The organism is Bradyrhizobium sp. SMVTL-02, from assembly GCF_051853005.1.
Lineage (GTDB): Bacteria > Pseudomonadota > Alphaproteobacteria > Rhizobiales > Xanthobacteraceae > Bradyrhizobium.
On the sequence record NZ_CP182469.1, the window covers coordinates 3241816 to 3264932 of the forward strand.

The 23117-nt window shown below is 60.4% G+C and carries 12 protein-coding genes and 4 pseudogenes; 8 read left to right on the forward strand and 8 right to left on the reverse strand.

Annotation, left to right across the window (positions count from 1 at the left end; genetic code table 11):
* Positions 1 to 11: 11 nt before the first annotated feature.
* Entirely contained in the window at positions 12 to 1550 is a 1539-nt protein-coding gene (gene istA, locus ACNJYB_RS15020; RefSeq protein WP_439373471.1) for an IS21 family transposase, read from the reverse strand.
* A gap of 213 nt (positions 1551 to 1763) precedes the next feature.
* Here istA (ACNJYB_RS15020) and ACNJYB_RS15025 point away from each other — a divergent pair.
* A pseudogene (locus ACNJYB_RS15025) lies at positions 1764 to 2528 on the forward strand (IS110 family transposase); the annotation flags it as partial.
* A gap of 164 nt (positions 2529 to 2692) precedes the next feature.
* On the opposite strand, the pseudogene ACNJYB_RS15030 reads toward ACNJYB_RS15025, so the two are convergent.
* Positions 2693 to 3541, reverse strand: a pseudogene (locus tag ACNJYB_RS15030) (IS3 family transposase); the annotation flags it as partial.
* A gap of 414 nt (positions 3542 to 3955) precedes the next feature.
* Positions 3956 to 4237, reverse strand: a pseudogene (locus tag ACNJYB_RS15035) (ISNCY family transposase); the annotation flags it as partial.
* 93 nt (positions 4238 to 4330) lie between these two features.
* Between ACNJYB_RS15035 and istA (ACNJYB_RS15040) the strand changes: the two are divergent.
* Positions 4331 to 5134 (forward strand): annotated as a pseudogene (istA, locus tag ACNJYB_RS15040) (IS21 family transposase); the annotation flags it as partial.
* A gap of 29 nt (positions 5135 to 5163) precedes the next feature.
* Here the strand turns inward: istA (ACNJYB_RS15040) and istA (ACNJYB_RS15045) are convergent.
* The 5 genes from istA (ACNJYB_RS15045) to ACNJYB_RS15065 form a co-directional block, all read right to left on the reverse strand.
* Positions 5164 to 6714: an IS21 family transposase gene (gene istA / locus ACNJYB_RS15045; RefSeq protein ID WP_439374656.1), complete on the reverse strand. Its 1551-nt coding sequence runs from the start codon at positions 6712 to 6714 to the stop codon at positions 5164 to 5166.
* A 609-nt stretch (positions 6715 to 7323) separates the two neighbouring features.
* Positions 7324 to 8634, reverse strand: a complete 1311-nt coding sequence (locus tag ACNJYB_RS15050; RefSeq protein ID WP_439374657.1) for a glycosyltransferase family 4 protein — start codon at positions 8632 to 8634, stop codon at positions 7324 to 7326.
* Between the two features lie 19 nt (positions 8635 to 8653).
* Positions 8654 to 9919, reverse strand: coding sequence for a nucleotide sugar dehydrogenase (locus ACNJYB_RS15055; RefSeq protein ID WP_439374658.1), 1266 nt, complete (start codon positions 9917 to 9919; stop codon positions 8654 to 8656).
* A gap of 486 nt (positions 9920 to 10405) precedes the next feature.
* Complete coding sequence (locus ACNJYB_RS15060) at positions 10406 to 11521, reverse strand: glycosyltransferase family 4 protein (RefSeq protein WP_439374659.1); 1116 nt, start codon at positions 11519 to 11521, stop codon at positions 10406 to 10408.
* 216 nt (positions 11522 to 11737) lie between these two features.
* Positions 11738 to 12613 (reverse strand): polysaccharide deacetylase family protein, encoded by an 876-nt coding sequence (locus ACNJYB_RS15065; protein WP_439374660.1) that lies wholly within the window; start codon positions 12611 to 12613, stop codon positions 11738 to 11740.
* Positions 12614 to 13316: 703 nt separating this feature from the next.
* On the opposite strand from ACNJYB_RS15065, the gene ACNJYB_RS15070 reads away from it, so the two are divergent.
* The 6 genes from ACNJYB_RS15070 to ACNJYB_RS15095 all read left to right on the forward strand — a co-directional run bounded on the left by ACNJYB_RS15070 (position 13317) and on the right by ACNJYB_RS15095 (position 23093).
* The gene (locus ACNJYB_RS15070) at positions 13317 to 14792 is read left to right on the forward strand and encodes an oligosaccharide flippase family protein (protein WP_439374661.1); all 1476 of its coding nucleotides are present in this window, start codon (positions 13317 to 13319) and stop codon (positions 14790 to 14792) included.
* Positions 14789 to 15922, forward strand: coding sequence for a glycosyltransferase family 4 protein (locus ACNJYB_RS15075; protein ID WP_439374662.1), 1134 nt, complete (start codon positions 14789 to 14791; stop codon positions 15920 to 15922). Before ACNJYB_RS15070 ends, ACNJYB_RS15075 begins: the two co-directional genes overlap by 4 nt.
* Complete coding sequence (locus ACNJYB_RS15080) at positions 15922 to 16728, forward strand: heparin lyase I family protein (protein WP_439374663.1); 807 nt, start codon at positions 15922 to 15924, stop codon at positions 16726 to 16728. The genes ACNJYB_RS15075 and ACNJYB_RS15080 overlap by 1 nt, the downstream gene beginning before the upstream one ends.
* Before the next feature lie 690 nt (positions 16729 to 17418).
* Complete coding sequence (locus ACNJYB_RS15085) at positions 17419 to 18924, forward strand: heparin lyase I family protein (protein ID WP_439374664.1); 1506 nt, start codon at positions 17419 to 17421, stop codon at positions 18922 to 18924.
* 109 nt (positions 18925 to 19033) lie between these two features.
* On the forward strand, positions 19034 to 21682 hold the full coding sequence (locus tag ACNJYB_RS15090; RefSeq protein WP_439374665.1) for a type I secretion system permease/ATPase: 2649 nt from the start codon (positions 19034 to 19036) through the stop codon (positions 21680 to 21682).
* The gene (locus tag ACNJYB_RS15095; RefSeq protein WP_439375562.1) at positions 21669 to 23093 is read left to right on the forward strand and encodes an HlyD family type I secretion periplasmic adaptor subunit; all 1425 of its coding nucleotides are present in this window, start codon (positions 21669 to 21671) and stop codon (positions 23091 to 23093) included. The genes ACNJYB_RS15090 and ACNJYB_RS15095 overlap by 14 nt, the downstream gene beginning before the upstream one ends.
* The last annotated feature ends 24 nt before the right edge of the window (positions 23094 to 23117 follow it).

The window sequence follows — 23117 nt, forward strand, 5'->3', positions numbered from 1 at the left end:
ATCTCTCCTGATCAATTGTAGTAGCTGCGGCCACGGATGTTGGCGTGGAAGAGGATGGGCGCCTCCTCGGCGGGAGGCGCGGTTCTGTCGGTGCCGTTCTTGAGGATGGCGGCGACCGATTTGTACGAGCGGGCGTTGAGCAGCAGGGCCCGGGCGCAGGCGGCGTCGACGCGTTCCTGGCCGTAGCGCTTGACCAGCCCGAGAATGCCGATCGCGGAGCGGAAGCCCTGTTCCGGATGCGGCCGCGACCGCAGGATGACGTCGATCAGGGTGTCGGCGTCGGGGCCGACCTTGGCGGCTTCGGAACGAATACGCTCATGGGTCCAGTCACGATAGCGGCGATGCGAACTCGGCATATGCTCGGCAATCGTGGTCGGGCGATGCGGCAAGGTGCTGCGCAGATGCGAGGCCACGCGCTTGCCACGGAGGAAGATCTCGACGGTCTTTTGGGTGATGCGAGCCTCGACCTCCTGATGCAAGAGGTTGTGAGGGACGCTGTAGTAATGCTTGGCGATCTCGACGTGATAATCGAGGTTGACCCGGCAGCGCTTCCACTCGGCATACTCGTACGGTTCATCCGGCAAGGGGGTGAGCGCCTGATGATCGAACTCTTCGAACAGATCGCGCCGACTTCGCCCCCAGCTCCGGAGAGGTCGATCGTTCAGCTCGACAAGGAGGCTGTGGATCGCCTCGTTGAGGGCGGCGAGCGAGAAGAAGCGGCGGTTGCGCAGACGCGCCAGAATCCATCGCCCGACGATTTGGACCCCGACCTCGACCTTGGCTTTGTCGCGCGGCCGATACGGCCGCGCCGGGACGATGGCGGTGCGGTAATGGCGGGCGAGATCGGCATAGGTCCGGTTGACCATCGGCTCGTGAAAGCAGGCCCGGGTGATGCCGGCCTTCAAATTGTCGCTCACCGTCTGCCGGGCCACACCGCCGAAAAAGGCAAAGGCCCGCACGTGCGAGGCGATCCAGTCCGGCAGGCTCTGGGTGAGGCTGGCCTCGGCGTAGGTGTAGTTCGAGGCGCCGAGCACGGCGACGAAGATCTGCGCGCTGCGCACCTCACCGGTGAGCCCGTCAACTACCTCCATGGTGTGGCCGGAATAGTCGACGAACAGCTTCTCGCCGGCGACATGGACCTGGCGCAGGGTCGGCTTGAGGCGGCCGGCCCATTCCTTATAGCGTTCGCAGAACCACGCATAGCTGAAGCTGTCGGAGTTTGCGTCGCAATACTCCTCCCACAACAGCATCAGCGTGACGTTCGGGCGCCGCAGCTCGCGATGCACGAGCGCCCAGTCCGGATGCGGACGCTCGTCGCTGGGCCGATCGGAAGGCGGCGGAAACAGGCGGTTCTCGAGCTGGACGTCGTCATCGAGCTCCGTTGGCAACGGCCAGGTCAGACCGGCGCGGCGGGCTCGGTTGACGTACTTACTGACCGTGCCCTGGGCCAGACCGAGGCTGCGGGCAACGGCGCGTTGCGACATGCCGACGCTGTAGTGCAGGCGTAGAACTTCGCGAATGTGGCGCATGGACAGTCTCTCTGTCGGCATCTCGATCCTCTGCGGTTGGGCAAAAGACCGAGCTACCCCGGTTGCAGACTGTCAGCGGTGGGCGCCTCCTGGTTGTCCCCGATCATGATCGCTGGAAATAGCGATCACGATCGGCTGGAAACGGTGATCACGATGCTCTGGAATGGGTGATCACGATGGCCTGGAATCGGTGATCACGATCGGCTGGAACGCGCACTCTACTACGAAGAGGACAAGAATGACGCCGCTGACCCGGGCGCGATTGCGAAGCGGTCACCCGTCCCAATATGCGGTTCGTTCCCATCAAGAGCGGCGAGAACCAGGGCTTCTTGATGCTTCATCGTGCAAGAGGCTTATTGGTCCGCCAACGAACCATGACAGCCTGCGCCATTCGGGCTCACTTTGCTGAGTTCGGAATCATCGTCGGGCAAGGCCGGCAACGGGTGGATGGTCTGGTGGACGTGTTGGATGACGAGGAACTGACGCTACCGGCCCACGTCCGGATCGCACTAGCCGTCCTTGTGAACCAACTGAAGGAATTGGACCGGCAGGTCGAGGCTATCGAGCGCGAGCTGGCTCAGATCCAGCGCGTAAATCCGATGGCGAAGTTGCTGTCCTCGATCCCCGGGATCCGTCCCATAACGGCCACAGCTCTCGCCGCGACCGTACCGGACGCGACAATTTTCCGCTCCGGGCGGGAGTTCGCGGCCTGGCTTGGCCTGACGCCTAAACAGAATTCCACCGGCGGGAAGGACAGGCTCGGCCGCATAACAAAGCAGGGCGATTCCTATCTCAGGCACTTGCTTGTCATCGGGGCACGCAACTTCGTTCGGTATCCAAAGGCCCGGTCCGGGGTCGGTCGGAGCTGGCTGGATCGAAGCCCTTCTTGAACGGCGTCGGCCCATGGTTGTTGCCGTCGCTGTCGCCAACAAGTTGGCTCGGATCATCTGGGCAATGATGACGACCGGTGAGTTCTATCGGCCTAAGCTCGCGGCCTGAGCTGCCGCGCTTTTTTGGCCACCCTAAGGTGTGAGGGCAGATGACAGCGTGATGGAAACCGGCGGAGCTGGGGATCGAGAGAGCCCGAAGAGTTTTAAGCGCAACAAGCGCGACCCGTTGATGAGGCCTCGATCCGCGATCTCCATCAGGGCCAGCGGCCATCACCAAGCGAGCATGGCGTTGCAGGTGAATTCGGTGCCATGGTCGGACACGATCATTCCTGGCTTGCCGCGTCGCTGGACGATTGCCGTCAGTTCGCGGGCTACGCGCCGCCCCGAGATCGACGTCTCCGGAATGGCGCCCAGGCATTCCTTGGTGACATCGTCGACGATGTTGAGGATGCGGAAGCGTCGGCCATTGGCGAACTGGTCGTGGACGAAGTCCACCGACCAGCGCGCGTTCGGCCTCGCCTCGACCAGGATCGGGGCACGGGTCCCCACGGCCTTGCGGCGAGCCCGCCGTTTGCGGACGGTGAGTGAGCCCTTCCTCGTGGTAAAGCCGGTAGATCCGGTTGATCCCCGATGGCTCGCCCTCCCGCCGCAGCAAGACGAACAACCGGCGATAGCCGAAACGCCGCCGCTCGTTGGCGAGATCGCGCAATCGGCCACGCAGAACTGCGTCCGGCGGGCGGCTGGAGCGATAGCGGATCATCTTCCGATCCGCCCCCACAATCGAGCAGGCCCGCCGTTCCGACAGGGTCATGACGGCCTGCAGATGCGCGATCGCAGCGCGCTTGGCGGCCGGCCCTACCATTTTTTGAAAGGAGCTCGCGAAGTTGCGGCCGCATCGAGCATCTGCTCGGCCAGAAGCTTCTTCAGCTTCGCGTTCTCCTCTTCCAAGGCCCTCAGCCGCTTCGCTTCGGAAACGTCCATGCCGCCGAATTTGGCCTTCCAATTGTAGATCGTCGCCTCGGAAACACCGTGCTTGCTTGCCAGGTCGGCTGTCTTCGCCCCAGCCTCATGCTCCTTCAATACCGCGATAATCTGCTCTTCCGTGAACCGTGCTCGCTTCATCTGTCCGTCCTTCTTCGGGCCGGACTCTAACTCCTTCTGGAGGAAATACGCAGTGGCAGTCAGTGCCGCGTCTAATGTCCCGAGGATTTGGAATCGGAAGCAGCCATGCCTAAGGACACCAGGTGTTTCCGATGAGGCTGGCTTGAGCAGCGTCCCTAGAGTGGTTTTGCTTGCGGCGCATCAGCGGCGTAGTTGGCGGCCGACTAAGGTTTGCGGATCGCAAGTTCAAGGTACGGTTCATAAAACGCTATGGCGCGACCAGGATGAGAGCGCGTATTGCCTCACCTGTCGATGCTCCCGAGTGCGATCGGTTGCCTCATTTATTTTGCTCCCGGCTGGGGTTGAGGAGGAGGCCGGGTGCGGAGATGGCCGGGGTTTCGGAGCGCCCGGCCTCCTCCGCTGGCGTCTGCCACATCATTGGGTTGTTGTGACCTCGTGCCCCAGCAGCGTTTCCTCCGTAGGAACGAACAACAACGCGTTCGCTTGCTCGCCGCGCCAGGATTTAAGCCGACGTTGAAGCGTTCGAAGAAGCTTGTTCGGATAGGCTCCAGGATATTCCGCCTGCAACCGGGAGAGCAGTTCGCTACCAGTCCGCCAGGGCTCGGCTTCAAACCATTTTCGCAAATCTAGCGTTGCCCGGATGAGCGGGTCGGGCCGCCGCCGGCCTCTTTTCGCTTTCACGCCCCGTGGGTCGGTCAAAATCCCCCGGGTATGGTCACTTGAAACTCCCCCACCTGATGTTCACCGTCAGCGCCGCTGAACAGCGGTAGCCGGTCAGGCAGGACGTTTATTTTCGGTCCCTTTAGCCAGCAAGGGGCCGGGGAGTTGAACGTCTTGAAGCCACACCTGCAAAGCACGGTATTTACGCTACTCGATCGCAACGCCAGCCAGCGCGAGATCCACAGGCTGACGGGGATCGATCGCAAGACGATCCGGCGTTACCGGGCGCTGCGGGCCGGTGCGGAGGCAAATTCCCCCGGGGAAGCGACCACCGGCCCGGTGAGCGTGGACGGCCAAATTCCTCCACCCCGACCACCGGCTTCTGGGGCATCAGGAGCGACGGTCACCAGCAGCCTGGCCCGTTCGGCTTGCGAACCGCATCGGACGTGGATCGAAGAACAGGTCCGCCTGAAGCGGAATGCGCAGGCGATTTACCAGGACCTTGTCGATCATTTTGGCTTTCCGTCCAGCTACCAGAGCGTCAAGCGGTTTGTGCGCACGTTGCGACACAGCGATCCCGAGCAGTTTGATCGACTTGAGTTCCTGCCCGGCGAGGAGGCCCAGGTCGACTATGGCGAGGGCGCTCTGACGATTGATCCCAGGAGCGGCCGGTACCGCCGTCCCCGCCTGTTCGTGATGACGCTGCGCTACTCGCGGCGCAGCTTCCGGCGGGTGGTCTGGAAGTCCAGCCAACACGTCTGGGCGCAGCTCCACGAAGAGGCGTTCCGGTATTTTGGCGGGGTCCCCAGCTATGTCGTGCTCGACAATCTGAAGGAAGGCGTCCTCAAGCCGGATTTGTACGAGCCCGAGCTCAACCCGATTTACAGCGCGATGCTGGCTCATTACGCCGTGGTCGCCGATCCCGCGCGTGTGGTGGGTCAGCATCACGATCTTCCTTTCCTTCATTGATAATAGGCGCCGCCACGGATGTTGGCGTGGGAGGGCGTGGCTTTGATGGGCTCGGCGGCAGGGCTCGCGCGGTCCAGCCCGGATTTGAGGATGGCGCTCACGGAGGAGTAATTGATCGCGTTGATGGCGAGTGCCCTCTCACAGGCCGCTTCCAGCCGATTGCGCTCGTAGCGCCGCGCCAGGGCGATGATCCCCATGGCGGAGCGATAACCCTGCTCGGGATGCGGGCGCTCACGCATCATCCGCTCGACCAGGGTGGCGGCGTTGACGCCGACCCGCGCTGCCATCTTGATCAAACTCGCCGGTGTCATATTGGCGTAACGCTGATGGGCCTTGGGCATGTGCTCGTTCACGGTGACATGGCCGCTGCGCTGAGAGCGGCGCACATGGCTGGCGACACGCGTGTGATCCTGGAAGATCTCGACGGCTCGATACGTGAGCCGGACGTCCACCCGACGGCCGATCAGTCGGTGCGGCACCGAGTAAAAGGTCTTGTCGACTTCGACGTGATAATCGGGATGGACCTTCGCGGTTTTCCACTCGGCGTATTCGAATGGTTCGCTCGGCAGCGGCGCCAGCGCCTCGCGCTCGATCTCCTCGAACAGCTGCCGGCGGGATTTGCCGATATGACGCATCGGCCGATTGTTCAGCTCCTCCAGCAAACCGCCGATCGCGGCATTGAGATCGGTCAGGTTGAAGAACCGCCGATGGCGCAGCCGTGCCAGAATCCAGCGCTCAACAATTAGCACCGCGCCTTCAACCTTGCCCTTGTCGCGCGGCTTGCGGCTGCGGGTCGGCAAAATTGTCGTGTCGTAGTGCTCGGCCATGGCGGCAAAGGTTTGGTTGAGCGTCGGCTCGAACCATAACGCCTTGACGACCCCGGCCTTCAGATTGTCGCAGACGATCGCCTTGGGGACTCCGCCGAAGTACGACAGGGCCCGGGTCTGGCCTTCGATCCAATCTGGCAGTCGCTGACCGAAGCTCGCCATAGCGAAGGTCAGCGACGAGGCCCCGAGCACCGCGACAAATATCTGCGCCTGACGGATCTCGCCGGTTTGCGGATCGGTCACCTCCACCGTCGGGCCGGCATAGTCGGTCTGCATCACCGCACCCGCCGCGTGGCGGTGGCGGAAGGTTGGGTTCGCCCGCCGCCGATAGGCGTCAAACTTCTCGCAGAACCAAGTGTAACCGTAGCCGTCGGGATGAGCCGTCCGGTATTCCTGCCAAAGCAGCGTCAGCGTCACGCCCTTGCGCTTGAGTTCCTGCGCCACCCGTGGCCACTCAGGCTCGCTCAAGTCCTGCGGCGGTCGTCTGACCCGCCGGAACAAGGCCCGCTGTAACGCCGCCTCGCTCTCGCAAATCGGCGGCAGCGGCCAGCTCAAGCCCGCTTCGCGCGCCCGCAGCAGGTAGGTGGCAACCGAGGTCTTGCTGATCTGCAGCCGTTCCGAGACGGCCCGCACCGACAGGCCCTGCTCGCACGTCAGCCTCAGGATCGATCGTAGGTCCTTCACAGTGGTTCGTTTCGCTTGCTTCCGTCTCGGCATTGCCCCTCTCAAACTCAGCTTGAGAGAGAACATTGCCTGAACGGCGCTCCCGAAAACCAACCTCCCGCATCTGTCCGCGATTTAGCGGAATCCCTGTCCCGGAGTTACTGAAATCGCTGTCCGCGAATTACCGAAATCGCTGTCCGGGAATTGCCGAAACACGCAGTTTCGGCAATACTCCGGCTCAACGAGCTGGGGTGGGGTAGCAAACGGATTGGGCGATACTTCAAAAAGCTGGCCCTCCCGTCGGTGCTCAGAATACCAGTACTGACTGACATGCCTCCACTCCATTCCTTAGGGGTCGCGTACTGTTCGGACGTCGAATGCGCAGGTCCAAATAGGCCTTAGCCAAGGTTGCGCATGCTAGAGGACACGGGTGCGTATCGCACCATGCCTCTTGGAGTACCTACTTAGGACGGATCCTGATACCTAGATCGTTGCCGGGGCTCGCCTAGTTCATTCCGCTGATCGTATCGACAGCCCGCCTCAGAGGCCGGGGGCAGTGCCCGATGTCGCCCTCTTCGTCGCAGGGCTGGGGGTTCCGTTCTGCCTTTCCCTGATCGCGATCCCGCGCGGCTTCATCGTCAGGCCAGCGCTACATCCCGCTCATCAAGGGGCGATCTTTTTAGTAAGCATGTCTGAGTAGGCGCGCTCGCGTTCGTCCAGAGCCCGGCTATACGCCTGAAGCAATTTCGGCGCTTCGTAACTCCATGCAAACCTCTCCTCGATGCTCGTCCGACCGATGGCGCCCATGCGGGCGCACGCCCGCGGATCGTCCAGAAGAGCCAGGAGCTTTTCGGCAAAATCTATCGGATCGTTAGGCTTCGCATAGACTGAAGCGTCGCCTGCGCTAAAACGTCCTTCGGTAAGCTCGAACTGTACGATTGGTTTACCAAGCGTCATATACTCGAGGACCTTATTCATCGTCGATTTATCGGTCATCGCATTCACAGGGTCGGGGTCGACACACACGTCCGCCGTCGACAGGATCTCAAATAACGTATCGTCGGGAGCGCGGCCGGTGAACGTCACGTACTCGCCAAGGTCCATTTTCTCAGCCAGTGCTTTGAAATCCTGCAAGGCGGGTCCGCCTCCGATCAAGCAGAACTGCACGTCCCGACGGCCCAACTTGTGGATCATGTGAGCTGCGGCCTCGAGAAGCAGGTCTATTCCTTCTTGCGCACCCATTACGCCTACATAGCCGACAAGAAATCGCCGCCCAAAGCGCCATGACGGATTGGGCGCACGTGCCTTGACCCGGGCTAGATCCGGCCCGCTCCGCACGACGAAGACGTCTTCGGGGCGCCTTCCACCGCGTGCAATAGCGATCTTGCGGTAGCTGTCATTTGTGGAGATCACCACGTCCGCGGTCTTGAAGGTTAGCCACTCAATCAGTTTCAATGCGCGCCAGAAAAGGCCACGTTTGCCGAATTTGCTTTCGTACATCTCCGGCCCGATATCGTGATGATCGAATACAAACCTCTTCCCGAACAGCTTGAATGGGAGAGCCACGAGGAATATCAGGTCCGGCGGATCGCAGGCGTGAATCACATCAAAGCCGTGTCTAACGTGTATGAGCAATGCGAGCCGCATTTCGTGCATCAGCGCGGCCGAGTATTCCAAGAGGAAGCCTAAAGCGCCCTCTGCCTCCACGGGCAGCGAATGACGATAGATGTGAATCCCTTCCAGAAATTCGTACCGCTTGGTGTGTGCCTTCCCCTCAGGACAGATGACCGAGACGAGTGCGCCCGCATCGCGCAGTGTGCGTGCTTCCTGCCACACGCGTCGATCGAACGGTACCGGCAGATTCTCGACGATGATGAGCACCTTGCGGCCTGCCATCATTCCCTGCTCGATCCCGTTTGTATTCGACTGGACCGGTGCGAGGTCCGATGCGTCCCAGTTGGTGATTTGATCCATATGCCGGCCGTCCTGGGGGTCAAAGAGAGCTGATGTCCACGAACTTGGCGGGCCTTAGCGCCAGCTGTTTGGAAAGTCCGTAAGTGTCGATTACCAGGTCAAAGGTCCTTTGCTCGAGCTCCCCCTTGGATATGAGCAAATCGCCGATGCTCGGCAATTGCGAATACGTGTATCCGAGGTTTTGACCCATCAGCTGCTCCGGCTTGACTGAGACGTCATAGATCGAAAGCTCGTAACCATGTTGAAGAATTCGACGAGCGAGATCGATCTGCGCGCTTTCGCGCAAATCGTCGGAGTCCGGCTTGAACGCCAAGCCGATCATAAGAATGGCGGCCTTGGCGGGCAGGCCGTCAACACAACGGTGAAACAGGAACCGCTTATGTGCTTCATTGGAGCGCAGCAACGCATCGATCACATGGCTGTTCGCGCCCACGTCCTCCGACATGTGGTGCAGTGCACGTACATCCTTCGGCAAGCACGAGCCGCCGAACGCTCCGCCGGGTCTCAAGTATCGCGACGAAATGTTGAGCTTGTGATCGGCAACAAAGATCTCGTGAACCTTACTGACCTCGACCTCCATCCCCAGGCAGATGCGGGCGATCTCGTTGGCAAACGCCACCTTCAAGGCGTGAAACGAATTGTCCATGAATTTGGTGAATTCCGCCTCTCCGTACCGCGTCACGAAGGTGGGGGCGGTCATGTTATTATACAGCTCCTGCAACCGCCGGCATGGCCGCCCGTCGGCAGTGCCGATGACGATCTTGGGAGGCTCGAAGTAGTCTCTGATCCCCTCGGACTCGCGCAAAAATTCGGGATTGTAGACAACCTCCACGACTTGATCGACGGGGCAGCCGAGCACAGTTTCGAAGATGGGCCTGATCAGTCCACTTGTGGATCCTGGGCGCATGGTGCTGCGATAGACCACGGTGAGCTTGTCCGTGCGTCCGGCAAGCTTTACGGCGGTGGCAATTTGCCGGGTGACTTCCGCAACCATGGTCATGTTGTGAGAGCCATCCGGAGCGCTCGGCGTTCCGACACAGACCATGGCCACCTCGGCGTCAGCCAGTGCCGGCTGCGGGTCGGCGAGGATCGAGAGGCGGCCCTCGCGTACTCCAGCCAACAGTTGGGCGTCGACGCCCGGCTCATGGATGGGAGAGCGTCCCAACGCGAGAAGCTTTCTTTTCTCCTCATTGACCTCGACGCCGATCACGGTATGGCCTTGCCTGAGCAGGCAAGCGGCCACGGTGATACCGACATAGCCCATGCCGAAAATCGTAATATTCAATCGACCCTCCTGCGGTGCCCCTGGCAGGCAGCCGTCCGCGTGCGCGGCGAGATACGTCGGTCACGGCACGGTGCTTGATCTCGGATTTCACATTTCTCGGTCGGCTTTCGCAGCCTACTGAACGTTTTCATTTTGGAGGCGATCATGAGGCCTGCGCCCGTGCCTTTCCTTGAACACATCCACGCTGCCCCCGCGGGACCCTGTTTTCGAAACATCTGGAGGGGAAGTGGAAGGTCCACGTACAATAGTTGCAAAACTCGCCGCGTGGGTCTGCCAATTGGGATTACCCAACTCGGTCGTGCCTGTGGCTTAAGCTTATGGACGGTGCGCCGTCATCGACAGGGGACGGCAGCTCGAGGGACATAGCGCCGGGAGATCTGCCAGAGAGACGGACTAGGAGATCCTGCGAACCAGCCTTCGGCGAGAGGCTTAGCCTAGGCGGCGACGTCTTCCGCTCCGAAGGCCCTCAAAACGATACGTGCATAATTACTGGCGGCCCAGAAGGTCTTGGAAGACCTCCTTGTAGCCTTCGACCATACGATCGGCTGCGAAGTTCGTCGCAACAAACCTCGTTGCTGCAATCCCAAACGCCTTCCGTTTCTCGGGATCGAACAACGTCGCTAGTGAATCCACAAAATCGTCGGTATCCCCGACCGGAAACAGGAACCCTGTCTCTCCGTGACGCACAATCTCGGCAGCCCCACCAACATTGCTGATGACGACAGGGATGCCGAGCGCCATCATCTCCAAAGGCGCCAGAGGCAGGGTTTCCCCGAGACTGCAAAGGACGCCAACGTCGAACGCGCTGACATACGGCCGCACATCTTCCTGCAGCCCGGCAAAGACGACGTGCTCCGCCAGTCCACGTGACTTCGTATATTCCTCAACGTCGCGCTGCGTGGCACCGGATCCAACAAGAACCGCCTTCGCTGGAATTCCTCGGCTGCGAAGCATACGTATTGCGTCAACCAGCTGATGGTGATTCTTTTCTGGACGAAACCGCGCGCACATGCCGATCACGTAATCGAGCGGCCCGAACCCCATAGCCGACCGAGTCTGATCTCTCCATTGCTGCGTCGAGCGAGGCGAAAACCGCGACAGGTCTATGCCGTTGTGAATAACCGTCGCATGATCGGAACGGTAGCCGCGCTCTTCCCAAAGTCTGCGTTGATTCTGCGAAACGTAGATCAGAGCGTCTGCCCTCGCGAAAAGCGGCTTATAGAGCGTGTTCAGAACGCGATCTTTGAGGCGGAAAAGATAGGACGAGTGGAATATGGAAACGAGTTTGGCCCCTGATGGTGCCAATCTCTGCGAAATGAGTCCGAATAGTAGCGGCCGTTGGTTCACTGCAACGACAATATCGGGACGCTGTGTGCGAATGAGCCGCGACACTTTTCTCATCGTTCCGATGTTGTAGAGCTTGTTGCCATCGCAAGTGGAGACGGATATCACATCGGACCTGAACGGCGTCCCTGGCTCCTCTTTGAGACTTACGATTGTGCAGAGGTGACCTTGCGACGCCAGAGTATTCGCCAAGTGGAACGTATGATTCTCTGCGCCGCCACCGGGCTGAGCGACGTTCAGCACGAACATGATGCGCATCGTTTGACACTTTCCGGGGCTGCAGGGGTGGGCACGATCGTCCTGCCATCTGAGCGCCTCAACATTGACCCGCCCCGGCGCTATCTTCAGGTCTCCTCGTCCAGCGGAGGACGACGCGGCGGGTGCTGTAGTTGTCGACAGAATTTGATCATCGCGGTCCCTAGTGTCCCCAGTCAAGTCGATCTCCGTCCTCCGTCAGACCATCCCGGCACGAGACTACCTCAGTGCACCGAGGCGGGCGCCAGCCTCGTGCACGCCGTTTAAGTTGGCCTCAAAAGAGATTCGCGCCTCCAAGTGACAGCCGACGCCTATGCGGGGTAACGCGAAACGATTGAGGGGCCCGTCTCCCAGGTGGCCTTTTCGCGTCGTCACCGCCGTTGAAAAACCGACTCGTTCGGCAAGTTGATATTCGCGGGGCCCGCATGCGCGCGCGCCACCATACGGAAAAGCCAGGTGGCGAACAGGCCTTTCGATGAGGGTCTCCAGGTATTTGCGATTGTCTTCCAGCTCGGCTCGCGCGGAGGCGGGGTCGAGCGTTGCGAGCGCTGCGTGCGACGCGGTGTGCGCGCCGATTGACGCCAGAGGATGGCGTGCAAGGTCTTGCAGCTCCTGCTCGTCCATAAAATATGCATCGTTCAACGCGGGCAGCGAGATCCCGTATTTATGGAAGGTGCGTTCGAGCAGTGAGGCGCGGCGGTAGTCCTCGTGAACCCACTGGATTGCTGTCTTCAACCCGGCGGTCTTGGTGAGAAAGTTCGGACAATCGAACTCCGCCTCCATCGGATCGATCGCGACGCGGTTCTCTCGGCGAAAGACTTCTCGCAGCCCGAGCCACCACGTCTTCATGGTGCGAGTTGGGGCGCCCGATGGGACGTAGACCGTGAATGGTGTTTTGTTACGCTCCAGGAGCGGAAGCGCGACAGAACGGACGTCTCGATATCCGTCGTCAAACGTTACGACTGCGTATCTCGGCGAGTTCGGCTCGTTTCGCGCCAACGCCTGCAAACACTGATCAAGGCTGACGATGTGCCATCCCTGACGTTGCAGCCATTCAAGCGAATGCTGGAAGAGATCAACCGACGTGCCGGTCATTAGCTCTTTCCGGAAATCCCGCTGTATTTCATGGAACATCACTATGACCGCCCGACCGGCGAATAGTCGGCGGAGTACCGGCATGAACCCAGTCCAATGGATGCCGTACAGGATTCCGTCTTTTACGAGTTGCCTCATTTCGCCTCCACAAGACCCGCCATGCAGCTGAGCTCGTGTACGCGGTTTTGGTTAGCTCCACGGCCTTAGCAGATACTGCCATAATGAACTTGCGATCGATACCAAGAGGACGGCAAGCGGTGTTACCCTTTCGGGTTACCTATATCGACCCGGGACTTCCCTTGCGATTGGACGGCGCGCCAACCTATCTTCAGATCGCAATTCTGATGACCGGGAGACGTTTTTCTTTGGTGCGCGCGATCGGCCACGATCCGAGAGAATACGGTGCAAACCGGATTTCGCCTGACCGTCGACCCGGTCGACTGGCGACGCCGGATAGGCGTCGTGCAGACATCCGAGACGGGGCGGTGAGTGCAATCGTCAACGCGCGCAGGCCGGTCGCGGAAGGCGCCGGCTGGTCCGCGAACCCTAATCGGTCGACTCGTGTCAGCAATTGTTTGCAGGCACGCCGCCGACGGAATCGTCCTCGCTGCTCGCCGCTCGGCTCCCGCAGCACTGTGCCCCGGCGGGAATTTGTGCGCTCTCCCAGTTACCGAGTCCCCCCGAGGGGCGGAGGATCCCCTTTATGAAGGGAGCCCCCCTCAACGCCGCCGCCATGATGTACGCGAAAGTCGTGGGTTTCGCCGCTGGTATCGTGATCGCTCGGGTTATCGGAGCGACCCAGTACGGCATGATAAACGTTGCTCGCAGCGTGCTGGAAAGCTGCAGCATTGTTAGTCCCCTCGGCCTCGATGTCGCTATGCAACGTCATTTGGGATCGGCATCGGAACATCTTGCCGCGCGACTACGGCAACTGAGATTCTTCCGGCTCGTCACCTTCGGCCTTGCAGTTATTCCGCCTTTACTGGCAGCGACTGGTCTCAGCAGCTACGTCGAGGAGACGATCTACCGCTATCCAGACTTCGCAGATGTCCTTCTCGCAACGCTAATAGCGCTTCCTTTTGCAACGGACATCGCGGTGTTGGGCGGGGCTTATCGGGGTGTGTTGAATCCCGCGCCTTTCATGCTGGCAAACTTCGTGGTGCAGCCCACCGTCCGATTCATAATTATGGGACTGTTGTTTGTTCTTGGATACCGGTTATGGGCGGTCGTCGTCGCAACGTCTGCCTCATACGTTATTTCCTGGGCAGTGCTGGCCATTCTCGCCCGCAGGGACATGACCGGCAGCGATGATCGTCTGGACTGGACGGAGATCCGATCGGTTCTTCTATACGCGCCGTACCTGGGCGCTTCACTCGTTTTCGTCGTTTGGATCCGGAGCGCCGATTCCCTTTTTCTTGGTTATTTTGGGAGTGCGAGGGATGTCGGCCAATATGCGGCCATCCTGATGATCGCGCAGCTGATCGGTCTCGTTGGGGAGGCTTTGGGGCAAACTCTTGGGCCTCGTGTTGCGCTCCGTTATCGGAATAATGACTTCCCCGGGATGGAGCATCTTCTTGCCGAAAATATTCGTCGAATGACGCTGCTTTCGGCTCCGATATTCGCCGCTATTCTGTTTTGGGGCGATCGCATCGATCTGGTGCTGGGGCCCACCTTCGAAGTGGATGCTCGTGTGGTCGCCCTCGTCAGCGCAAGAATTTTCCTGCAGACGATATTCGGATACAGCGGGTTCGCCCTTTCTATGACCGGATGGCACGCTCGGGAGACCATGCTTTTGGGCTGCGGATTTCTGCTGTCGGTCATTTTGTGCGGGGTGCTGGTCCCGATGTTTGGACAATTAGGTGCTGCGCTGGCAAGCTTCGCGACCATGTCGACGATAAATGTGGTCCGTTATGCCGTCGTTCTCAGGATGTTCAGAATTCGGATTATCGGAGTATCTGTGGCGGCTACGACCGTATTGGCGGTCATGACGGCCGGTGCCGTGTGGCTCTTGCTGCAACCGGTTGATCACCGGACCTTAGCGTTCACGGTAGCTGAAGCAGCCGTGTTCCTGGTGCTTTTTGGAGGCACTGCATGGCGTCTGCTGATTACCGATCAGGACCGAGACTACATTTTCGCCCTCTTCGGACCATTTCGCGGATTGGTCAGGATCGTAAGATGAGAGTTGCGCTCGTATCATTGCATTACGCGGAATATTCGTCGCGCCTCGCGATGGCGCTGAGCCGACATCACGACGTCATGCTCATTCTGGATTCCACCAATGCTCGATACGAGCTTTCAAGCGCTCTGCGCGACGCAATCATAGAAGGCGGGCTGGTTCGCTGGTTTCCCCGTCAGCGGCGGCTCAATGCACCAATTGAACTGGTCAAGCTCGTGTGGACGTTGCGAAGCTTCCGGCCAGATGTGATCCATGTTCAGGAGATATATAAATGCATTCCGACCTGGGCGAATGACGTCCTTCGGTATTCGATACCCCTGGTGCTCACGGCACACGATCCCTTGCCGCACAGCGGACTTCTTGATCGAAGGGCCGCAGCAGCGATTACATGCCGCACACGATTGCGGGATCATGCGGATCGTCTGATTGTTCACGGAGACAGGTTGCGGAACGAGTGGCAAGAAAGAGAGCCTTCCCTCGGTCCGCGGCTTGCTTCGGTGCCGCACGGCGTTCTTGGCAGCATCGTTCCAGACGCGCTCTCGGAGCCGTCGACGTTCCTCTTTTTCGGGCGCATCGAATCCTATAAGGGCCTCGGGTATTTTCTCGCGGCGGGAGAGTTGCTGGTCGAAAGAGGATTGTGGCCTCGCTTGATTGTCGCCGGCACGGGTTCGGATCTCGAACGCCATCGAGCGCAAATCGGTGAAATGCCATGGGTTGAGCTGGTGGACCGGCGGTTCGATGCAGACGAGATCCCAGATTTGTTCGCGCGATCGAGTGCGATCGTGCTCCCGTACACTGACGCCACGCAGAGCGGCGTTGCTGCGATGGCCTTCGGATTCGGACGACCTGTCATTTCGACAAGGGTCGGCGGTCTGCCAGACGTGATTTGCGATGGATACAATGGTTTATTGGTTCCCCCTAACGATGCAGAAGCATTGGCCGAGGCGATGTCGCGGCTGATGGTGAGCGACGAGTTGCGTAAGAGCCTAACTGCGGGAGCAAGCGCCTATGGAAGCACTGAATTGAGCTGGGACCGGATCGCTCGACAGACCTCAGCGGTGTACGAGAGCGCCATCATCGCTCACCGTCGGTCGACTGCTTGCGCAAGGGGTAATGCCTTCTCGTGGAGGTGATGTTGCAGAGTTTCGGGCCACTCGCCTTCGGTTTCCTCGTGCTGCACCATGGAATGTCGTATCCCTTGGCTCCGGTAGCCACGACGGCCGCGAACGGCGCAGTAAATATGGTCAACGAGACGAGCGATCATTCAGCCGAGATCGTACGGCCGTTTCCGGCCAACGGTTCTACGACGAGTATCGATAACAACGTCTACACGACCCAAAGCGCGGATCGGAGCTGGAGCGTGAACTCCCTTGATGCTGACACACTCCGGTTCGAGGTGCGCTCTGGAGACCGTTGGGTTTCCTCAGACTGGGCCGACCCGGTGGGCGTTGAACGCAGTGAAATTGCTGGACAGAAACTGTACCCGCCCGGTGCGCAGATCGGGATCGCTTACGACTTCATGGTTGAACCTGGGCCGAGGAATTCTGCGAGCGGCCCCGGGCGTTTTCTGGTTTTCGGCCAAATGCACGAATTCAATGTAAACAAGTCTCCCCCATTCGCGGTTGAACTGGTGAACGGCGATCACATGGCGATCGACATCGGGACTGGCATTCCCGTATACCTATACGTTGACCCGGACCCGATTCAGCGCGGCCGTTACTATTCCATGCAAGTTCGGGTGAAGTTCGACAGCACCCGCGATGGAGTTCTCCAGGTCTGGCGGGATGGCGTTCAAATCGTCCACTATCACGGGCCAATCGGAACCGGTGCTCAAACGTATTGGAAGCAAGGGATCTATCGCTCGTCAGCTCGGGAAACCATTGCCGTGTGTTTTCGAGGCTTGAAGATCACGGCGGCCCCGATGTCGGTCCCTCGCTGATGAATGGCGGCGATCGCCTGGCGATGACAGCAAGCGTGACCCTCTCGCCTGTCCGTTAGATTTCGCGACCTGGCTGTTTGCGAGTGATTACCTGCCGTTCGCACTTCATCCCAGTCGCGACTTTTCGCAGCCGAGTGCCGCGAGTGCTGTTGCCGAAGCTCGTCGACGAGGCCGGCCAAAGCGCACTCTGTTTGTGGAGGTAATGAGATCCGAAGGCCGGCCGGCGTGTTGTGATCGATAAAATCAAGCGTGCGCGGGCGAATATGTGAGCGTTTGGGTGCTACATACAGGTGTATAAATCACATTTTGAAAGTTTTTTCGCCATTTTTAATTATTAACCACCGACGCAGCAGTCGGGGGGCAAGCAATCCAAAATTCCCAACTGCTTTGACATCCGCTCGCAGTCTGTGCTGCGAGCGCGCGGTATATCGCGCGGCTTCTCGCAGCGCGGCAGTGGAATTCCTATTTCAACCTCAAGAAGGACTATGGAATGGCACTTCCAGCACCTAAGGGGCACCCCTCAAGCCTTTGAGGGAAACGTCGTCGGCACGGCGTTCGGCATCCTACTGGCATAGCTACCACGCTGAACCATTCGGATCGAACCGGGCCAATGGGATCGTCGATGCTTGTCGTCTCACTGGATGAGATGAGCACAAGACGATTCAGTACATCTACGGAGACTCGAAAATAATGACGATCACGTCTTTCACACGGACCAACGACGGCACGGTCACGATCGATGGCAGCAATTATACGGTCCAGAACGCGAACCAGAGCTACAGTCTGAGCGAACCTGATTCCAATACACTGCGGTTTCAGTTGCAGGCCGGTGACTATTGGAACGGTTCGCAGCGCAGTGAAATTGCCGGGAGCACCATCTATGCGCCGGGCACCCAGATCAACCTGTCATATGACTTCATGGTCGAGCCTGGACCTGTGGACGATGCGACTGGTCCCGGGAAGTTCACCGTCCTAGGCCAGATGCATGAAAACAGCCTCACTGGTTCGCCGCCGTTCGCCGTCGAGCTGGTGAACGGCGACCACATGGCGATCGACATCGGCACCGGCAATCCGGTGTATCTTTATACCGATCCGAACCCGATTGTGCGCGGCCAATACTATTCGATGCAAGTCCAGGTGAAATTCGCGAATGACGGCAGCGGATTTCTCGAAGTCTGGCGCAACGGCGCTCAGATCGTCGATTATCACGGTCCAATCGGGAACGGTCTCGGGACTTATTGGAAGGAGGGCGTCTATCGCTCGGCATCCAGTCAGACGATGGCAGTCGATTACAGAAATCTGCAGATAACCACGGGAGCCGCGTCGGCCCCCACCGCTCCAGGATCGACCCCGACGGCCCCGACAGCCCCGACGACCACGCCGACCAGCCCAGCAACGTCGCCGCCCCCCTCCGTGACGAAGCCTGTCCTCACCGTTGCAAATGACTCGCTCTGGGTGGCGGGTCGAGGTGGTACCGTCGATCTCGGGACCAAGGTGACGACGACCGATTCCAACGACCGCGTGGCTCTGCACATCACGGGATTGCCGCGGTATGAATCGATCACTGACAACCTCGATGGCCAAACATTCCGCGGAAGTGACATCACGTTGGCGGCCGCGCAGGTCAACAGCGGGCTGACGCTGACCTCGACGTACAGGGGCGGCGGCCATCCGGTTGCGGCCCTTACGTTGACGGCAAGCGCGACGGATCCGTCAACCGGTGCGGTTGCAAGCTCTTCGCCGCAGACCATCACCGTGACGGACCCCCGACCTGCGACGGACGCGACCACGACGACGTCATTGCACGGCCATCACACTGGGATGGATCATCAGCCGGCCGCCGCCACGACGGCCGTGACCTCGACGACCTCGCAGAGCCTCGAGCCGACGGATCATCCGCAGGTGGCCGCTGCAAACACGGGATGGCTGGCAAACCGGGGCTTTGCGCTGCTCCAGCAGCATTTTGATCCGGCCGCCAGCAGCCTGGCGACGTCCGCTGCCCATCCGGTCATGGCGGCAGATCATCCGTCTGACACCGGGAGCGCGATGGCGTCGTTGGCAAGCCAGAGCTTTGCGCTGCTGAACCAGTGCCTGGCCGCTCACACCGGCCGGGTGGATTCCGGTCAGATCGTCGCGGCTGTATCGCAAGCGACCGGCTGGGGGTACGACGCGTTGCTGGCCAGGCCGCAACACTAAGGCCGAGCCGCACCCAGGCCCAGCGCCTGGGTGCGGCACCCGCAATGTTTTGGAATGCATGAGAAGGAACATCATACGCGGCCGGTAGCCGCGAAAGGTTGAGTATAAGATGGCGATCCAGAATGGAAATGCCCATGCCGGAGACCTCGGGCTTCGAGCCCTGTCTCTGTTCCTGCGCCTTCATGGCGTAAACGCCGAGCCCGACCAGCTCCGCGACCGTTGCGGAGACAGCGCAATCGGCATCAGTGCTATGCTTCGCTGCGCCCGCGATTTCGGACTGAAGGTCGCTTCGCGCACGACGCATTGGAAACAGCTCGCAGGCATTGGTCTTCCCGGAATCGCAGGGCTGCGTGATGGCGGATTCCTGCTGCTCGGGAAGGTCGAGAAGGACGCCGCGCTTGTGCTGCATCCGACCGCGGCACAGCCGAGGTTGATGCCGCGTGCGGAATTTGAAGAGATCTGGGACGGCCGACTGATCCTGAACGGATCTCAAAGCCTTGCCGACCGGGCGCGTCAGGCGTTTGCCGATCTGATCCCGCACGGTCGCGATGTGGCTGTCCGTGCCGGAGAAGCCCTGATGCAGGCATATGCCTTCGTGCGCCGCGATACGCGCGCCCAGAAGCCAGGTCCTGAGCCTGTGGACGGCGATGAGTCGGGACTCATCGCAATGGCGATAATGCTGCGTTGCCATGGCGTTGCGGCCGACCCGGAGCAAATTCGGCATCGCATGGGCACCTCGCGCGTGGGTGTGACCGAAATCCTGCGTTGCACCAGGGAATTCGGCCTCAAGGCCCGGGCACAACGGTCGAACTGGAGCAGGCTTGCCGTCACGCCGTTGCCGGCGATCGCGGCGCTGCGCGATGGCAGCTTCCTGATCCTGGGCAAGATCGTCGACGACACGGTTCTAGTTCAGCGTCCATTGTCTTCCCGACCTGAATCGATGACCCATGCCGAACTCGAGGCGATCTGGGACGGCGACATCATCCTGATGACCCGACGCGCGTCCCTGATGGATCTCTCCAGACGATTCGATATCGGCTGGTTCCTCGGCGCGGTTCACAAGTATCGCCGCCTTCTCGGCGAAGTGCTGATCGCCTCGTTCTTCCTTCAGATCTTCGCGCTCGTAGCCCCGCTGTTCTTCCAGGTCGTCATCGACAAGGTGCTGGTGCATCGAAGCATCAGCACGCTCGATGTACTGGTCGCGGGCCTCGTTGCGCTGACCTTGTTCGAGACCGTGCTCGGCACATTGCGCGTCTATTTGTTCGCGCACACGACGAACCGTATCGACGTCGAACTCGGCGCACGGCTGTTCCGTCACCTGATGGCGCTGCCAATCGCGTATTTCCAGACACGCCGCGTCGGCGACTCCGTTGCGCGCGTTCGCGAGCTCGAGAACATCCGTCAATTCCTTACGAGCTCGGCGCTCACCCTTGTTGTCGATCTCCTGTTCACGGTGGTCTTCCTTGCGGTGATGTTCTACTATTCGACGGCGCTGACATGGATCGTCCTGGCCTCGTTCCCGTTCTACATCGGGATCTCTGCCGGCGCCGCGCCGCTGTTTCGTCGGCGTCTCAATGAGAAGTTCAACCGTGGATCGGAAAATCAGGCCTTCCTAGTCGAGAGCGTCACGGGCGTTGAGACATTGAAGGCGATGGCGGTCGAGCCGCAGATGCAACGCCGTTGGGAAGAGCAACTTGCCGGCTATGTTGGGGCGAGCTTTCGTGTTCTCAGCTTGAACAACACGGCGAGCCAAGCGGTCCAGATGATCAACAAGCTGGTCACGGCCGCAACGCTGTACTTCGGCGCCAGATTGGTGATCGGCGGCGACCTGACGGTCGGCGAACTGGTCGCGTTCAACATGCTGGCAGTGCGGGTCGGCATGCCGGTGCTTCGGCTTGCGCAGATCTGGCAGGATTTCCATCAGGCGCGGTTGTCGGTCGATCGCCTCGGGGACATTCTCAACACCATTCCGGAGCCAAGCTTTAGTTCGGCCCGCGCCGGGCTGCCGCCGATCCGCGGCAAGGTCGTGTTCGACCACGCCACCTTCCGCTATCGCGCCGACGGCCCCGAGGTGCTGCACGATGTGTCCTTCAGCGTCGAGCCTGGCCAGGTCATCGGTATCGTTGGGTCTTCGGGCTCGGGCAAGAGCACCATCGGCAAGCTGATTCAGCGCTTCTACGTGCCGGAGAGCGGACGCGTCCTGGTCGATGGCGTTGATCTCGCGACCGTCGACCTGACTTGGCTTCGGCGCCAGATCGGCGTGGTTTTGCAGGAGAGCGTGCTGTTCAATCGCTCAATTCGCGAGAACATCGCGCTCGCCGACCCGTCAATGCCCATGGATCGCGTGATCGAAGCGGCTTCGCTCGCCGGCGCTCACGACTTCATCCTGGAGCTGCCGGAGGGCTACGACACCGTCGTCGGCGAACGCGGCAGCACCTTATCCGGCGGGCAGCGCCAGCGTGTTGCGATCGCTCGCGCACTGATCACCAACCCGCGCATCCTTATCCTCGACGAGGCGACCAGTGCGCTGGACTACGAAAGCGAGCGGGCCATCCAGCAGAACATGAAACGGATTGCCGCGGGCCGAACAGTGTTCGTCATCGCTCATCGGCTCTCGACCGTGCGCAACGCGAACCGGATCATCACGCTCGAGCACGGCCGGATCGTCGAGGACGGCAGCCATGATGAGTTGGTCCGCTCGAACGGACGCTACGCAAATCTCCACTACTTGCAGGCCGGTATCCATGACGTCCGCTAGCCGAAATATCGTTCCGTTCCCGAGAGCCGAAGTTCGACGGCGCGAGCATGAGATTGCGTTTCTGCCTGCGGCGCTCGAGATCGCTGAATCGCCGCCGTCTCCGATCGGCCGCGCGATCGGGGTGAGCATCATCGCAGTTTTTTGCATCGCGTTGCTGTGGGCATCCCTTGGTAGCGTCGACATCGTCGCTACCGCGACCGGCAAGATCGTGCCTGGTGGCCGCACCAAGCTGATCCAGCCGTTCGAGACGGGCGTTGTCCGCGCCATCCATGTGCGCGACGGGCAGAGCGTCAAGGCCGGCGCCGTTCTGATCGAGCTCGATCCGACGATGACGGAAGCCGATCAGGAGCGCCAGAGAAGCGATCTCGTTGCCGCCGAACTCGACGTCGCTCGGTTGCGCGCGGCGCTCACCGACGACCCGCTTGCCGCCTTCCGACCGCCGCAAGGCGCAAGCGCAGCCGAGGTCGACATGCACCGCCAATTTCTCATCAGCCAGCGCGCCGAACAGAGCGCCAAGCTCGCGGAGATCGAGCGCCAGCAAGGCCAGAAGGAAGCGGAACGGGCGACCACTTCGGCGAGCGTGGCAAAGCTTCAGGCGACGTTACCAGTGCTCCAGGAGCGGGTCGACATTCGCAAGAATCTGGTCGACAAGGCCCTGGCCTCGAAGGTTGTCTATCTCTCCGAGTATCAAGACCTAGTCGGCCTTCAACAGGATCTGGTCCTCCAGCAGAGTCGGCTCCGCGAAGCCGACGCCGCGATCGCCTTGCTGAAGGAAACGAAGGAGAGGACAGCCGCGGAGTATCGCCGAACCACCTATGACGCACTTGCGAAGGCCGAGCAGAAGGCGGCAAGCGCGACGCAGGAAGTGGTCAAGGCGGAGCGGCGGACGAAACTTCAGCAGCTGACGGCGCCGGTCGCCGGCACGGTGCAACAACTCGCCGTTCACACGGTGGGAGGCGTGGTGACGCCGGCCCAGACCCTGGCCATCGTGGTTCCGACCGATAGCCAGCTCGAGATCGAGGCTATGCTCTCCAATCGCGATATTGGCTTCGTTCATCCCGGACAAAAGGCGGAGATCAAGGTCGATACGTTCAACTTCACGCGATATGGGCTGCTGTCTGGAGATGTGCTCACCGTGTCGACGGATGCCATCACGCGCGACAGGCAGGGTGGATCGAACGAACGCGCGTTGGGGACCGTGCAAGGCAGCAGCGAACCGAAAGGCCAGGAGCTGGAATATGCGGCGCGCATTTCACTCGACCGCACACATATGCAGGTGGAAGACAAGCTCGTCAAACTCGGCCCCGGCATGGCGGTGACGGTGGAAATCAAGACCGGCGCACGCAGGATCATCAGCTACCTTCTTTCGCCGCTGGCGAAATACAAGCAGGAGGCGCTGCGGGAGCGGTAGAGGCAGAGGAAGCGAAGCATCATC